Consider the following 16951-nt stretch of genomic DNA (forward strand, 5'->3'; position numbering starts at 1 on the left):
CATGACTGACGAACGCAATCTCATCGACTACCTGAAGCGCGTCACCGCCGAACTGCACCAGACCCGGCGCCGCCTCCAGGACGCCGAGACCGCCCACCGCGAGCCGGTGGCGATCGTGGGAATGGCCTGCCGGTACCCGGGAGGGGTCGAGTCACCGGAGGACCTCTGGGAGTTGATGTCCGGGAGCCGCGACGCGATGGAGGAGTTCCCGCAGGACCGGGGCTGGGACGTGGAGGGCCTCTACGACCCCGACCCCGAGCGGGCGGGGACCTCGTACGTCCGCGTGGGTGGCTTCCTGAAGGACGCGGCGGGCTTTGACGCCGGTCTGTTCGGGATCTCGCCGCGTGAGGCGTTGGCGATGGATCCACAGCAGCGGTTGCTGTTGGAGGTGGCGTGGGAGGCGTTCGAGCGGGCGGGCCTCGACCCGTTGGGGATGCGGGGCAGTGACACCGGCGTCTTCGTCGGCGCACCCAACTCGGAGTACATGGGCAGCCTCGGCCACGTCCCGCAACACCTGGAGGGTTACGCCCTCACCGGCAACGTCGCCAGCGTGGTCTCCGGGCGCGTCGCCTACACCTACGGCCTGGAAGGCCCGGCCGTCAGCCTCGACACGGCCTGCTCCTCCGCTCTCGTCGCCCTGCACATGGCCTGCCAGGGCCTGCGCCAGAACGAATGCTCCCTCGCCCTGGCCGGCGGTGTCAGCGTCATGGCCACACCCACCCTCTTCACCGAGTTCTCCCGGCAGCGGGGACTGGCGGCGGACGGCAGGGTGAAGGCGTTCGCGGCGGCGGCTGACGGCACCAACTGGGGTGAAGGGGCTGGCCTGTTGGTCCTTGAGCGCCTCTCGGACGCCCGCCGCAACGGCCACCGCGTCCTGGCCGTCGTACGCGGCTCCGCCGTGAACCAGGACGGCCGGAGCAACGGCCTTGCGGCTCCCAACGGACCGTCGCAACAGCGGGTGATCCGGGCCGCGTTGGCGAGTGCGGGTCTTTCACCGGTCGAGGTGGACGCGGTGGAGGCGCACGGTACGGGGACCCGGCTCGGCGACCCGATCGAGGCGCAGGGGCTGCTGGCCACGTACGGGCAGGGTCGTGCGGAGGGCCGGCCGTTGTGGCTGGGCTCGGTGAAGACCAACCTGGGGCACACGGCCGCCGCTTCCGGAGCGGCGGGCGTGATGAAGATGGTCCTCGCGCTGCGGCACGAGACGCTGCCGCCGACCCTGCACGTCGACGAACCCACGCCGGAAGTGGACTGGTCCGCGGGAGACGTCCGCCTGCTGACGGAGGCCCGCGCCTGGCCGACCGGCGAGCGCACGCGCCGGGCGGGGGTCTCGTCGTTCGGGATCAGCGGCACGAACGCGCACGTGATCCTGGAGGAGGCGCCGAAGGACGACGACCGGGAGCCGGAGGAATCGGTGCGGGCCGGGGCCGTGCCGGTGGTGGTGCCGTTGTCGGGTGCCGAACCGGGTGCGCTGCGTGGCCTCGCCGGGCTCGTGCGCGACGCGGTGGCCGAGCGTGAGCTGTCCGCGACGGTGGTTGCGGCCGGGCTCGCGCGGCGCGGAGGTCTCGCGCACCGGGCAGTGGTGGTGGCCGGCGACGACCGGGAGCTGGCGTCGGGTCTTGACGCCGTCGCGCGGGGTGACGTCAGCGGCTCGGTCGCGGAGGGCATGACGGCCACTCGGGCGCGTACGGCGTTGCTGTTCTCGGGGCAGGGTGCTCAACGTGTCGGTATGGGGCGTGAGTTGTGTGTGTCGTTCCCGGTCTTCGCGCAGGCTTTTGATGAGACGTGCGGGCACCTGGACGCGTGTCTGGGTGTGGAGGGGGTGCGGCTGAGGGATGTGGTGTTCGGTGAGGCCGAGGGCTTGGACCGGACAATTTTCACGCAGGCGGGGCTGTTCGCCTTTGAGGTGGCGTTGTTCCGGTTGGTGGAGTCCTTTGGGGCGCGTCCGGATTACGTGATGGGCCATTCGGTGGGGGAGTTCGCCGCGGCTCATGTGGCGGGTGTGCTCTCACTGAAGGACGCGTGTCAGCTGGTGGCGGCGCGTGGCCGGTTGATGGACGGTTTGCCCGCGGGCGGGGCGATGGTGGCTGTCGAGGCGGGCGAGTCGGAGGTGCGGGAGTGGCTCGCTGCTGATGCGGGCGTGGAGGTGGCCGCGGTGAACGGGCCGCGATCGGTGGTGTTGTCCGGTGCTGCGGACGCGGTGGAGCGGGCGGGGGAGTGGTGGCGCGGGCAGGGCCGGCGGGTGCGTCGTCTGGACGTCTCGCACGCCTTCCATTCGTCGCTGATCGAGCCGGTGTTGGAGGAGTTCGGCCGGGTCGCGGCGGGTGTGGAATTGTCGGCGCCACGGATTCCGTTGGTGAGCAATGTGACCGGGCGTGCGGTGCCCGCGGACGAGGTCACGAGCCCGGAATATTGGGTGCGGCATGTCCGTGAGGCGGTGCGTTTCGCCGATGGGGTGCGGTGGCTGGTGGAGGACGGGGCCACGGTCCTGCTCGAAGTCGGTCCCAGCGCCGTCCTGTCCGGGCCCGCCACCGAATGCGTGGCCGAGTGGGGCACCGGTGAGCGCGAAGCCGTGGTCGTGCCGTTGCTGCGGGCGGACCAGCCGGAGCCCCGTACGTTCCTGACCGGCCTGGGGCAGGCCTGGACCCACGGCACCCAAGTGCGGTGGCCCACGGCTCCCCGCCCGGTCGACCTGCCCACCTACCCCTTCCAGCACCAGCCCTTCTGGCTCCATCACACCCCGGCGTCGTCCCCGGGCCACCCCTTGCTCGGCGAGACCGTGGAGCTGGCCGAAGGGGGCGGAACGGTCCTCGGCGGCCGTATGTCCCTGCGCGCCCAGCCCTGGCTCGGCGGTCACGCGCCCGCCGGGCAGCCCCTGCTGTCCGGATCGGTGTACGTCGAGCTCGCGGTGCGTGCCGGTGACGTGGTGGGGTGCGCCTGCGTCGAGGAGCTCACCCTGGAGGCGCCGCTGGTGCTGCCCGAGGCGGAGGAGGTCCAGCTTCAGGTGGTCGTCGAGGCCGCCGACCCGCAAGGCCGCCGGGCCTTCGCCGTGCACTCCCGGGTGGGCGTCAGCGGCTGGCAGCGGCACGCGGGCGGCATCCTGGGCGAATCCGCCCCCGTGGACACCGCCGAGGAACTCACCGCCTGGCCGCCGCCCGGAGCCGAGCCCGTCCCCAACGCGGCGGCGGACGCCCGTGCCTGGCGGCGCGGCGACGAGACCTTCGCGGAAGTCGGAATCCCCGACGAGCTGCGCGCCGAAGCCGAACGCTTCGGGCTGCACCCCGCGTTGCTCGACCGCGTCCTGCGCACGCTCGACCTCGGCATGGCGGCCGACGGCGATGAGGGCACCCGGATGCCGTTCGTCTGGCAGGGCGTGACCCTGCTGGCGACCGGGGCCGCCGACGTCCGCGTACGCATCACCCGGACCGCCGATGACACCGTGTCCCTCCTGGTCACGGACCCGAGCGGCCGTGCGGTGCTCTCCGCGCCCGTCCTGGTGGCACGCCGCGTCTCGCCCGAGCAGCTGCGCGGCGACACGGCCCGTGGCCACCTCACCGACGCCCTGTTCCACGTGACCTGGACACCGCTCACCGGCGACGCCCCCGATCCCGTACGCGAAGACGAGCCGGGAGGCGATCCGAGCCACCAAACGGGTCGCGAGCCGGGTTACGTCGATTTCGCGGACGTCCCCCAACTCCGCGCCGACGGCGCCCCCTTGCCGCCCGCGGTGGTCCTGCGCTGCGGCTCCGCCACCGACGGTGATCCGCACACCCCCGCGCGCGAAGTGCTCCACGCCCTGCAGACCTGGCTCGCCCAGGAGCGACCGGAGCCGGAATCGGGGTCGCAGGCGGGACCGCGCCTCGTCGTCGTCACGCGAGGCGCCGTCGCGGCCTCGGCCGGCGGCGGTGCGGGCGACGTGCCGGACCTCGGTGCGGCCTCGATCCCCGGTCTCGTACGCGGCATCCAAGCCGAACACCCGGGACGCGTGGTGCTGCTCGACGCGGACCCCGCCGCCGCAATCGAGGACGAGGGAGCCGACTGGTCCGCGCACCTGACCGCGGCCCTCGCGGCGGATGAACCCGAACTGGCCCTGCGAGACGGCGCCTTGCTCGTCCCTCGCCTCACCCGGACCGAGCAGCCCGACGCCACGCCACCGCCTCTCGTGCCGGACCCCGAGAGCACCGTCCTGATCACCGGGGGCACCGGGGCGCTCGGAGCGGCCGTGGCCCGTGACCTGGTGAGCGGTCAGGGCGTACGACGGCTCGTCCTGGTCTCGCGGCAGGGCGCCGACGCTCCCGGTGCCGCCGCGCTCGACGCGGAACTCACCTCGCTCGGCGCCGAAGTGACCATGGCCGCCTGTGACGTCGCCGACCGTGACGCGCTCGCCCGGCTCCTCGCGGAACACCCGCCGACCGCCGTGATCCACGCCGCGGGAGTCCTCGACGACGCCCTGCTCGCGGGGCTCACCCCCGAGCGCCTCGCGGAGGTGCTGCGCCCCAAGGCCGACGGCGCACGAAACCTGCACGAACTCACCGCCGGTCTCGGCCTGTCGGCCTTCGTGCTGTTCTCCGCGTCGGCGGGGCTGCTCGCGGGGCCGGGTCAGGCCGCGTTCGCCGCCGCCAACACCTACCTGGACGCTCTCGCCGCCCACCGCCGAGCCCGCGGACTTCCGGCGACCTCGGTGGCCTGGGGGCAGTGGGAGCAGGCAGGCGGCATCACCGCCCGTCTCGACGCCCCCGGCCGGGCCCGGCTGGCCCGCACCGGCCTGCGCCCCATGAGCACGCCCCAGGCGCTCGCGCTCCTGGACGCCGCCCGCGCCTGCGCGCACCCGGCGCCGCTCGCCGCCCGCATCGACCTCGCCCGGCTGCGCGAGGAGGCCGGGCAAGGCACCGTGTCACCCCTGTGGCGCGGCCTGATCCGCGCTGCCCGGCGGCGTGCGGACCGCACGGGCCCGGGGGCCGGGAGCGGTGAGGCAACGACGCAGGGGAACCGCATCGCCGGACTGGCCGGGGACGAGCGCAAGCGCGTCCTCCTGGAGCTGATCCGCGCCCATGTCGGCGCCGTACTCGGACACTCCGACCCCACGGCCATCGGACCCGCGCAGGCATTCAAGGACCTCGGCTTCGACTCCCTGATGTCCGTGGAACTGCGCAACCGCGTCATCGCGTCCACCGGCCTGCGCCTCCCGGCGACCCTCGTCTTCGACCACCCGAGCCCCGCCGCGCTCGCCCGCTACGTGGACGAGCAACTCCCCGGCGGGCAGCGCACCCCGGTCACCGCCGCCCTCGCCCCCGCGCGCGACGCGGCGGGGCCCGACGACGACCCGATCGTCATCGTGGGCATGGCCTGCCGGTTCCCCGGCGGCTCGGACTCGCCGGAGGCTTTCTGGGAGCGCATCGCCGAGGGCGCCGATCTCGTGACACCCATGCCGCAGGACCGCGGCTGGGACCTCGACCGGCTGTACGACCCCGACCCGGAGCGGCCCGGCACCTTCTACACCAAGGGCGCGGGGTTCCTCGACGACGTGGCGGGCTTCGACGCGGAGTTCTTCGGCATCTCGCCGCGCGAGGCCCTGGCGATGGACCCGCAGCAGCGCATCCTGCTCGAAGTCTCCTGGGAGGCGCTGGAGCGGGCGGGTCTCGACCCGGCGGCGCTCCAGGCGACCCGCACCGGCGTGTTCGTCGGCGCGGGCGGCTCCGAGTACCTCTCCCGCCTGAACCAGGTGCCGCAGGACCTGGAGGGCTACACCATCACCGGCAACGCCCTGAGCGTCGCCTCCGGCCGCATCTCCTACGTGCTGGGTCTCGAGGGGCCCGCGGTCACCGTCGACACGGCGTGCTCGTCCTCGCTCGTCTCCCTGCACCTGGCCTGCCAGGCGGTGCGTCAGGGCGAGTGCGACCTCGCGTTGGCCGGCGGCACCAATGTGCTGTCCGGGCCCGGTGCCTTCGTCGAGTTCTCCCGGCAGGGCGCACTCTCCGCCGACGGCCGCGCCCGCTCCTTCAGCTCGGCCGCCGACGGCACGAGCTGGGCGGAGGGCGTGGGGATGCTGCTGGTCGAGCGCCTCTCGCGGGCGCGGAGCCAGGGGCATACGGTGCTCGCGGTGATCCGGGGGTCGGCCGTCAACCAGGACGGCGCGAGCAACGGCCTGACGGCACCCAACGGCCCCTCCCAGCAGCGGGTCATCGTGCAGGCGCTGGCCGACGCGGGCCTGACGGCCGCCGACGTCGACGCCGTCGAGGCGCACGGCACCGGGACCAAGCTCGGCGACCCCATCGAGGCACAGGCCCTGCTCGCCACCTACGGGCAGGCCCGCACGGACGACGACCCGCTGTGGCTCGGCTCCGTGAAGTCGAACATGGGACACGCCGCCGCCGCGGCGGGTGTCGCCGGGGTCATCAAGATGGTGATGGCGCTGCGCCACGAAACACTGCCGCCGTCCCTGTACGCGGACGACCCGACCCCGCACGTCGACTGGGAGTCGGGCGCGGTCAGCCTGCTCACCGAATCCCGTGCCTGGCCGGGCGGCGACCGCCCGCGGAGCGCGGCCGTCTCCTCCTTCGGCATGAGCGGCACCAACGCGCACCTGATCCTGGGGGAGGCACCCGCCGCCCCGGAGCGGACCACCCCCGCGCGAACCGTGCCACCCGTCGAGGCCCCTCTCGGCTTCGCCGCCGTCCCGGTCTCCGGCCGGGGCGCGGGCGGGCTGCGCGGCCAGGCCGCCCGCCTGAGCGAGTTCCTCACCGAGTCCGCGACGGCGCCATCGGTGGAATCCGTCGGTGCCGCCCTCGCGCACCGCACCGCCCACTCGCACCGCGCCGTGGTCATCGCGGACACCAACGACGAACTGGCCACCGGCCTGAGCGCCCTCACTGACGGCGGCGCCACCGCGGAGAACGTCGTGGACGGCGTCGCGCGCGGCGAGGTCAGCCCCGTGTTCGTGTTTCCGGGGCAGGGGTCTCAATGGCGCGGTATGGCACGGGAGTTGTTGCAGAGTTCGCCCGTGTTCGCGGAGTCGGTGGCCGCGTGCGGCGAGGTGATCGAGCCGTTGACGGGCTGGTCGGTGGTGGAGGTGCTCGGGCGGGAGGACGAGCAGGAGGAGGGCTGGCTGGAGCGCATTGATGTGCTGCAGCCGGTGATGTTCGCGGTGCAGGTGTCGTTGGCCCGGTTGTGGCAGGCGTGTGGTGTGCGTCCCGCGGCGGTGATCGGTCACTCCCAGGGGGAGGTGGCCGCCGCCTGTGTGTCCGGGGCGCTGTCCCTCGAGGACGCCGCACGCGTCATCGTGCAGCGCAGCAGGCTGCTCGCCGAGGTACTCACCGGCAAGGGCGCCATGGCCTCCGTGGGTCTTCCGGCGGAACAAGTGCGCGAGCGCATAGCCGAGATGGGGTGCGCCGACAGCGACGCGATCGTGGTCGCCGGGTTCAACGGCCCCTCGTCCACCGTCATTTCCGGCGAGCCCGGCCCCGTCGAGGACCTGGTGGCCGCCTGTGTCGCCGACGGACTGCAGGCCCGCGTCGTGCCGGTGACCTTCGCCTCGCACTCGCCGCAGGTCGAACAGGTCCGGGACGCGCTGCTCGCCGAACTCGCCGGCATCCAGGGCGTGACGTCACACGTTCCGTTCTGCTCCACCGTCTCCGGCGAGCTACTCGACACGAGCGAACTGAACGCCGCGTACTGGTACCGCAACGTGCGCGAGGCGGTCGACTTCGAAGGCGGCGTACGGAGCCTCCTCGCGGCGGGACACGAGGTGTTCATCGAGGTCAGCACACATCCTGTGGTCCTGCCGGGCATCGAGCAGACCGTCGACGCGGAGGGCGCTTCGGCCGTGGCCCTGGGCACCCTGCGCCGGAACGAGGGCGGCCTGCGGCGCTTCTGCACCGCGCTGGCCCAGGCCTGGACACAGGGCGTGCCCGTCGACTGGAGCGCCCTGTACCCGGACGACACCCCGCCGGCCGAGCTGCCCACGTACGCCTTCCAGCGTGACCGCTACTGGGTGGACCCCGACCCGCAGGACGGCGACGTCTCCGCGGCGGGCCTGTCCTCCCCCGGCCATCCACTGGTGGGGGCCACCGTGGAACAGGCGGATGACGACCGGGTATTGCTCACCGGGCGGCTCTCGCTGAGCACCCATCCGTGGCTCGCCGACCACGCGGCGGCCGGTGTGGTGTTGCTCCCCGGAACCGCGTACGTCGAGCTCGCCATCCGCGCCGGCGACGAGGTCGGTTGCGGCCACATCGAGGAACTCACCCTCGAAGCACCGCTCGTCCTGCCGGAGCGTGGCGGCGTCCGCCTCCAGGTCGCCGTCAGCGCCGCCGACGAGACGGGCCGCAGGGAGGTCGCAGTGCACTCCCGGCCCGAGGACGGCGGCATCTGGACGCGGCACGCCGGCGGGCTCCTCGCGGCCAACCGCACCGCCGACGCCGCGGCCTTCGAAAGCCTTGGAGTGTGGCCCCCGGTGGGTGCCGAGCCGCTCCAAGCCGAGGGAATGTACGCCGAGTTGGCGGAGCGCGGGCACGGATACGGTGACGCCTTCCAGGGTCTTACGGCCGCCTGGCGCGCCGGCGACACCCTCTTCGCCGAGGTCACCCTGCCCGACGTGGTGCGGGACGGAGCCGCCCGCTTCGGACTGCACCCGGCGCTCCTGGACGCGGCCCTGCACACCCTGGGCCTCGGCGGTCTGCTGCCGAGGGAGGGCACCTGGCTGCCCTTCGCCTGGAGCGGCGTCTCCCTGCACGCGTCCGGCGCCGCCGCGCTGCGGGTACGGATCACCAAGGCCGCCGAGGGGTCCGTGAGCGTGCACGCCGTGGACGCCGCCGGTGAGCCCGTCCTCTCCGCCGCCTCGATGATGGCCCGTCCGGTCTCGGCCGGGCACCTGCGCGGCTCCGGCGACGGTGCCAACGACTCGCTGTTCGAACTCGACTGGGCCCCGACGGAGGCCCCCGAGGCACCGGCCTCCGGAACCTGGGCACTCATCGGTCCCGACCCGCTGCGGATCTCCGCCGCCCCGGGCTCCACGTCCATCCGTCACCACGACTCGGTGGCCGACCTCCTGGCGGCGATCGACGCAGGGCAGCCGCTGCCGGAGATGGCCGTGCTCACGGTCACCGGCGCGGTGTCCGACACCGGTGACGACCTCTCGGCCCGTACCGGTGACGGCCTCGCGGCCGGCGTGCGTGGCGTGCTCGATCGGCTTCTGGAGGCCGTGCGCGCCTGGCTCGGCGACGACCGGCTGGAGAGCTGCCGGCTGGTCGTGGTCACCCGGGGCGCGGTCGCCGTCGGCGCCGACAGTGACGTGCCCGATCTGGCGGCGGCCCCCGTCTGGGGTCTGATCCGTTCCGCGCAGGCCGAGCACCCCGGCCGGTTCACGCTGCTGGACATCGACGGTGACGCCGCCGCGTGGGGCCCCGCCCTGCCCGCCGCCATCGCCACGTCCGAGGCCCAACTCGCCCTGCGAGAGGAGCAGATACTCGTCCCGCGCCTCGCTCGCGTCGGCGCGGACGGAGCCCTCGTGCCGCCCCCCGGAGCCGCTTGGCGCCTGGAGACCACCGGAGCCACCGGCACCTTCGACGACCTCGCGCTGCTGCCCGCCCCGGACGCCGAGGCACCGCTGGAGCCCGGCACCGTACGGATCGCCGTGCGCGCGGCGGGCATGAACTTCCGTGACGTCGTCGTGGGCCTCGGCATGGTCCCCGACCAGAAGGGCCTCGGCTCGGAAGGCGCCGGTGTCGTCCTGGAGACGGGCCCCGATGTCACGGGTCTCGCCGTCGGCGACCGCGTCATGGGCGTCATGCCCAACGGCTTCGGCCCCGTCGTGGTGGTCGACCGCCACTACGTCGTCCCGATCCCCGACGGCTGGACCTTCGAACAGGCCGCCTCCGTACCGACCGTCTTCCTCACCGCGTACTACGGCCTCGCGGACCTGGCGGGCCTGCGCGAGGGTGAAACGGTCCTCGTGCACGCGGCGACCGGCGGCGTCGGCATGGCCGCCGTACAACTGGCGCGGCACTGGGGAGCCAAGGCTCTCGTGACCGCGAGCCCCAAGAAGTGGGACGTGCTGCGTGAGTTGGGCTTCGAGGAGAGTGAGATCGCGTCCAGTCGGTCGTTGGAATTCGAGGACAAGTTCCTCGGGGTGACCGGTGGGCGCGGGGTCGATGTGGTCCTGGACTCGCTCGCGGGTGAGTTCGTGGACGCGTCCTTGAGGCTGCTGCCTCGCGGTGGCCGCTTCATCGAGATGGGCAAGACCGACCTCCGAGACCCCGAAGCCGTCGCCACCGCGCACCCCGGAGTCGCGTACGGCGTCTGCGACTTGATCAAGGCGGGCCCCGAGCGGATCGGCCAGATGCTGGCGGAGATCGTGGAGTTGTTCGAGGCGGGGGTGCTGAGCCCTCTGCCGATGCGTGTGTGGGATGTGCGGCGGGCGCCTGAGGCGTTGCGTTTCATGAGTCAGGCGCGGCATGTGGGCAAGTTGGTGCTGCGGATGCCGGGTGGCTGGGACCGGGAGGGCAGTGTCCTCATCACCGGTGGTACGGGTGTGCTGGGTGGTCTGGTGGCGCGGCGTCTGGTGGTGGAGCACGGGGTCGGGCACGTGATCCTGGCCGGCCGACGTGGAGACCGGGCCGAGGGTGCCAAAGAGCTGGCGGAGGAGCTTTCGGGGCTTGGTGCGCGGGTGAGTGTGGTGGCCTGCGATGTCGCCGACCGTGTGGCGCTGGATGAGTTGATCGCCGCGATCCCGGAGGAGTTTCCGCTTCGAGGTGTGGTGCATGCGGCGGGTGTGCTGGACGACGGGTTGATCGGGTCGTTGACGCCAGAGCAGTTCGAGCGGGTGTTGCGTCCGAAGGTGGATGCCGCGGTCAATCTCCATGAGGCCACCCGGCACCTCGACCTCACCGCCTTCGTCCTGTACTCGTCCGCCTCCGGCACCATGGGCGCCCCCGGCCAGGCCAACTACGCCGCATCCAACGTGTTCCTGGACGCCCTGGCCGCCCACCGCCGGGCCCAGGGCCTGCCCGCGCTCTCCCTGGCCTGGGGCATCTGGGCCCAGGCCACGGGCATGAGCGGGCACCTGGACGAGGCCGACCTGGCCCGCATCGCCCGCACCGGCGCCCTGCCGATCTCGGGCGACCAGGGCATGGCCGTCTTCGACGCGGGCGGCCGCGTCGACCAGGCCGCCCTGCTCGCGTCCCCCGTGGACATGGGACGGCTGCGCGGACTCGCCGACTCCGGAGTGCTGCCGCCGATCTGGCGCGGCCTGGTCCGCGCCTCCTCACGGCGCAGCGCGGGCACCGGCACCGGAAGCTCCGACTCCCTGCTGCGCCGGCTGACCGCCACCCCCGAGTCGGAACGGCACCACTTCCTCCTGGACGTGGTCCGTACCCACCTGGGCACCGTCCTGTCCCACCCGTCACCGCAGACCATCGACCCCGAAGGCGGCCTGATGGACCTGGGCCTCGACTCGCTCACCGCGGTCGAACTGCGCAACCGCCTGAACGCGGCCACCGGCCTGCGCCTGCCCGCCACCCTCGTCTTCGACCACCCCACCCCCAACGCGCTGACCCGGCGCATCCACACCGAGCTCACCGGGGACGACGGCCCGCGGACCCCGGCTCCCGGCGGCACGGCACCGGAACGCGACGACGACATCCGTCGCGCGCTCACGGCCATCCCCCTGGACCGGCTGCGGGACGCCGGGCTGCTCGACGCCCTGTTGCGTCTGGCGGACCAGAAGAGCGACGCCGACGCGGCCACAGCACCCTCCGCCGGTGCGTACGAGGACGAAGAGGCGGCCAACGGCGTGATCGACGAGGTCGACGTCGACGAACTGATCAAGATGGCTACGGCCGATGAGGAGAGCCACTGATGGCCGCAACGACCGAGGAACTCGTCGCAGCGCTGCGTACGTCGCTCAAGGAGTCCGAACGCCTCCGTCGCCAGAACCGCCGTCTCGCCGAGGCCCCTCGTGAGCCGGTGGCGATCGTGGGGATGGCCTGCCGGTACCCGGGCGGAGTCGAGTCCCCTGAAGCGCTCTGGGAGTTGATGGCCGGGGGCCGGGACGCGATGGAGGAGTTCCCGGAGGACCGGGGATGGGATGTGGAGGGGCTCTACGATCCTGATCCGGGGCGGACGGGGACGTCGTACGTGCGGGTGGGTGGCTTTCTGGGGGACGTGGCGGGTTTTGACGCCGGTCTGTTCGGGATCTCGCCGCGTGAGGCGCTGGCGATGGATCCGCAGCAGCGGTTGTTGCTGGAGGTGGCGTGGGAGGCGTTCGAGCGGGCGGGTCTTGATCCGCTCGGGTTGCGGGGCAGCGACACCGGCGTCTTCGTGGGCGCCTCGCCCTCCGAATATCTCCAGGGGCTGGCCTCCGTCCCCGAGGAAGCGGAGGGGTACGCCCTCACCGGCAACCTGCCCAGCGTCATCACCGGCCGCGTCGCCTACACGTACGGCCTCGAAGGCCCCGCCGTCAGCCTCGACACGGCCTGCTCGTCCTCGCTGGTCGCCCTCCACACGGCCTGTCACTCCCTGCGCCGAGGCGAGTGCTCCCTCGCTCTGGCGGGCGGGGTCGCGGTGATGGCGCAACCGGTGGCCTTCGTGGAGTTCTCCCGGCAGCGTGCGCTGGCGGCGGACGGCCGGGTGAAGGCGTTCGCGGCGGCGGCCGACGGCACCAACTGGGGCGAGGGGGCTGGCCTGTTGGTCCTTGAGCGCCTCTCGGATGCCCGCCGCAACGGCCACCGTGTCCTGGCCGTCGTACGCGGCTCCGCCGTGAACCAGGACGGTGCGAGCAGTTCACTGACCTCACCGAACGGACCGTCTCAACAGCGCGTGATCCGAGCCGCGTTGGCCAACTCAGGTCTCTCGCCCGCCGAGGTGGATGCGGTGGAGGCGCACGGTACGGGGACCCGGCTGGGGGATCCGATCGAGGCGCAGGGGCTGCTGGCCACGTACGGGCAGGGCCGTGCGGAGGACCGGCCACTGTGGCTGGGCTCGGTGAAGACCAACCTGGGGCACACGGCCGCCGCCTCGGGCGTGGCGGGTGTGATGAAGATGGTGCTCGCGCTGCGGCACGAGACACTGCCGGCGACCCTGCACGTGGACGAGCCCACGCCGTACGTGGACTGGTCCGAAGGCGGCGTGGAATTGCTGCGCGAGGCCAAGCCGTGGCCGGCGGGGGAGCGGGCGCGCCGGGCGGGTGTGTCGTCGTTCGGGGTCAGTGGCACGAACGCCCATGTGATCGTCGAGGAGGCCCCGCGAGGGCTGGACGAGATGGACGAGCCGGATGAGTCGGATGAGTCGGAGCCGCCCGGGTCCGTGCCGGTGGCGGTGCCGATGTCGGCAGCCGAACCGGGGGCCCTGCGAGGGCTGGCGGCACACGTCCGCGACGCGGTGGCGGAACAAGGGCTGAGCCCGCGGGAAGCGGGCAGGGGTCTCGCGCGGCGTGCGGTCCTGGCGCATCGGGCGGTGGTGGTGGCCGGTGACGACCAGGAGCTGGCGACGGGCCTCGCCGCGTTGGCCGACGGCGACACGAGCGGCGCGGTCGTGGACGGAGTGGCACAGGGCGCGGCACGTACGGCCATGCTCTTTTCCGGACAGGGTGCTCAACGGCCTGGCATGGGGCGGGAGTTGTATGACGCCTTCCCTGTCTTCGCGTCGGCTTTCGATGAGGCGTGCGGACATCTGGACGCGCATCTGGGTGTGGAGGGGGTGCGGCTGCGGGATGTGGTGTTCGGTGAGGTCGATGGTTTGGGGCGGACGGTGTTCACCCAGGTGGGGTTGTTCGCCTTTGAGGTGGCGTTGTTCCGGTTGGTGGAGTCGTTCGGGGTGTGCCCGGATTATGTGATGGGGCACTCCGTGGGCGAGTTCGCGGCGGCTCATGTGGCGGGTGTGGTGTCGCTGGAGGATGCGTGCCGTCTGGTGGCCGCGCGCGGGCGGTTGATGGGTGGGCTGCCCGCGCGTGGAGGGATGATGGCGGTCGAGGCGAGTGAGGTGGAGGTACGGGACTGGCTGGCTGGCGGTGCTGACGCCGGCGGCGAGGTGGCTGCGGTGAACGCGCCGCGGTCGGTGGTGCTGTCCGGTGCCGAGGATGCGCTGGAGCGGGCGGGGGAGTGGTGGCGCGGGCAGGGCCGGCGGGTGCGCCGCCTCGACATATCGAACTCCTTCCATTCAGTCCTCGTCGAGCCGGTGTTGGAGGAGTTCGGCCGGGTGGTGGCGGGTGTGGAGTTGTCGGCGCCGCGTATCCCGTTGGTGAGCAATGTGACCGGGCGTCCGGTCACCGCCGAGGAGATCACTTCTCCCGGATACTGGGTTCGGCATGTCCGTGAGGCGGTGCGTTTCGCTGATGGGGTGCGTTGGCTGGTCGAGGGTGGGGTGAACGTCCTGCTGGAAGTCGGCCCCAGTGCTGTCCTGTCCGGACCGGCTGCCGAATGCGTGGCGGAATGGGGCTCCGGTGACCCGGAGACCGTGGTCGTGCCGTTGTTGCGAGCGGACAAACCGGAACCCCGCACGTTCCTGACCGGCCTCGCGCAGGTTTGGACCCACGGCACCCCCGTGCGGTGGCCCACGAGCCCCCGGCCGGTCGACCTGCCCACCTATCCCTTCCAGCACCAGCAGTACTGGCTCGACACCCGTACCGCAACGGCCCACGTCGGCGCCGGAGCAGTGACCGACGAAGTGAGCCTCGCCGACGCGGAGTTCTGGGCGGACGTGGAGCAGGGCAACGCCGACGTCCTGGCCAAGACCCTCGACCTCGACACCGACACCCTCACGCCCGTCCTTCCCGCCCTCTCCTCCTGGTGGCGCGGCCGCCGCGAGGACGTCACCGTCGACGCGTCCCAGTACCGGGTCCGCTGGAAGACCGTGCCGCGGAAGCGCGGCGGCGACGGAGCCCCCGCCGACGTCTCCGGCACCTGGCTCGTCATCGTCTCCGAGGGGAGCCTCGACCACCCGTGGGCCGAAGGCTGCCGCCAGGCTCTCGCCGACCGAGGCGGAGACCCGAGAACTGTCGTCCTCCCCACGGGGAGCGCCGGGACCACGGTGACCTCGGGGAGCGCGGACCGTGACGAACTCGCCGCACTCATCCGGGAGGCGCTCGACGGCGGCGCCACCCGGCCCGTCGGCATCGTCTCCCTCCTCGGCCTGGACGAGACGCCCCACCCCCGGTACCCGGCGCTGACAGCGGGCCTGGCGGGCACCCTCGCGCTGATCCAGGCCCTGGACGACGCCGGAACCGACGCCCGGCTGTGGCTGCTCACCTGCGGCGCCGTCACGACCGGAGCGCCCGACGCCCCGCCACGCCCCGTCCAGGCGCAGGTCTTCGGCCTCGGCCAGGCGCTGGCCGTGGAGGACCCGCGGCGCTGGGGAGGCGAGGCTGATCTGCCGCCGGAGGTGAGCTCCACCGCGCGGGAACACCTGTGCCGTGTTCTCGCCGGCATCGAGGGCGAGGACCAACTGGCCGTCCGCCCCCGGGGGATCCTCGCCCGACGCCTCGTACGGCCCGCGCCCGCCGAAGAGACGTCCGCGGCCCCGACCTGGCAGCCCAGCGGCTCCGGCACCGTCCTGGTCACCGGCGGCACCGGAGCGCTCGGCGCCCACGTCGCGCGTTGGCTGGCCGGAGCGGGCGCCGGTCACCTGCTGCTCATCAGCCGCCGTGGCCCCGAAGCCCCCGAGGCCGCCGAGCTGACGTCCGAACTCACCGCACTCGGCGCAGAAGTGACCGTCGCCGCCTGCGATGCCGCCGACCGCGGCGCGCTCGCGGCCCTCCTTGACGCCCTCCCCGCGGAGCGGCCGCTCACCGCGGTCTTCCACACGGCCGGCGTCGTGGACGACAGCTTCCTGCCCGCCCTCACCCCCGAGCAGCTGGAGACCGTCGTACGGGCGAAGGCCACCTCCGCCGACCACCTCCACGACCTCACCCGGGACCGGGACCTCACGGCCTTCGTGCTCTTCTCGTCCTGCGCGAACCTGCTGCCCAACTTCGGCATGGGCAACTACGTCGCCGCCAACGCCCACCTCGACGCCCTCGCCGCCGCACGCCGGGCCGAAGGGCTGCCCGCCACCTCGATCGCCTGGGGCGCGTGGGCCGGGAAAGGCATGGCCGAGGGCGTGCCGACCAGTTGGCTGCAGCAGGGCGGGGTCCGCCTGATGGAGCCCGGCATCGCCCTCGCGGGGCTGCGCAGGGCCCTGGATCAGGACGAACCGCTCGCCATGGTCGCCGACATCGACTGGCGGCGGTACTCCGGCACGGCACAACCGCGCCGCCCCCTCCTGGCCGCGCTGCCGGAGGTGAGCGCGGTCCACCCCGCGTCCCGGCCCGACGGCGACGGCACAGACGCCGGCACCCTGAAGGACCGGCTCGCCGCACTGCCGCCCGCCGAACGGGCCACGGCGCTCCTGGACTTCGTACGCACCCAGGCGGCGGCCGTGCTCCAGCACCCGGGCGCCGACGCCATCGACCCGCGGCGCCCCTTCCGCGACCTGGGGTTCGACTCACTGGCCGGAGTCCAGCTGCGCAACCGCCTGAACGGTGCCGCGGGACTCCACCTGCCCACATCGGCGATCTACGACCACCCGACCGCGCAGGCCCTCGCCCGGCACATCGACGCCGAACTCGGCGGTGCCACGGCCGCCGGCCCCACCGTCCTGGCCCGGATCGGAGAGCTGGAACGCGCGGTCGCCGGACTCGGCGAGGGCGACGACCGTCAGGTGATCGCGGGCAGCCTGGAGGCACTGGCCCGCGTCGTGCGCGGGGAGCGGGTGGCGCTCCCCGGTGCGCGGACCCCGGACGGGCCCGCCGTCGACGAAGTCGCCACCGACGACGAGCTCTTCGACCTCATCGACCGGGAGTTCGGAGCTTCGTGAGGCATGGCGCCGGCCGCCGTCGAGCGGCCGGCCTCGGCACAACGGGCTGTGATCGACCCCCGGGGGTCGATCACAGCCCGTTGTGCCAAGAGCAACCGAAACAAAT

Annotated in this window: 2 protein-coding genes; both read left to right on the forward strand. The window is 73.0% G+C overall.

Going from position 1 to position 16951, the window contains the following annotated elements; translation table 11 throughout:
* Nucleotide 1: 1 nt before the first annotated feature.
* A complete protein-coding gene (locus ACWD02_RS39980; RefSeq protein ID WP_451220967.1) occupies nt 2-11854 on the forward strand; it encodes an SDR family NAD(P)-dependent oxidoreductase in 11853 nt (3950 codons plus the stop codon).
* A 32-nt stretch (nt 11855-11886) separates the two neighbouring features.
* Complete coding sequence (locus ACWD02_RS39985) at nt 11887-16845, forward strand: type I polyketide synthase (protein ID WP_451220976.1); 4959 nt, start codon at nt 11887-11889, stop codon at nt 16843-16845.
* Nucleotides 16846-16951 lie beyond the last annotated feature (106 nt).

The organism is Streptomyces sp. NPDC002853, from assembly GCF_053591915.1.

What these genes read in the sequence shown, in the direction of transcription:
- ACWD02_RS39980 (WP_451220967.1), top strand. Translation starts at nt 2, where the DNA reads ATGACTGACGAACGCAATCTCATCGACTACCTGAAGCGCGTCACCGCC.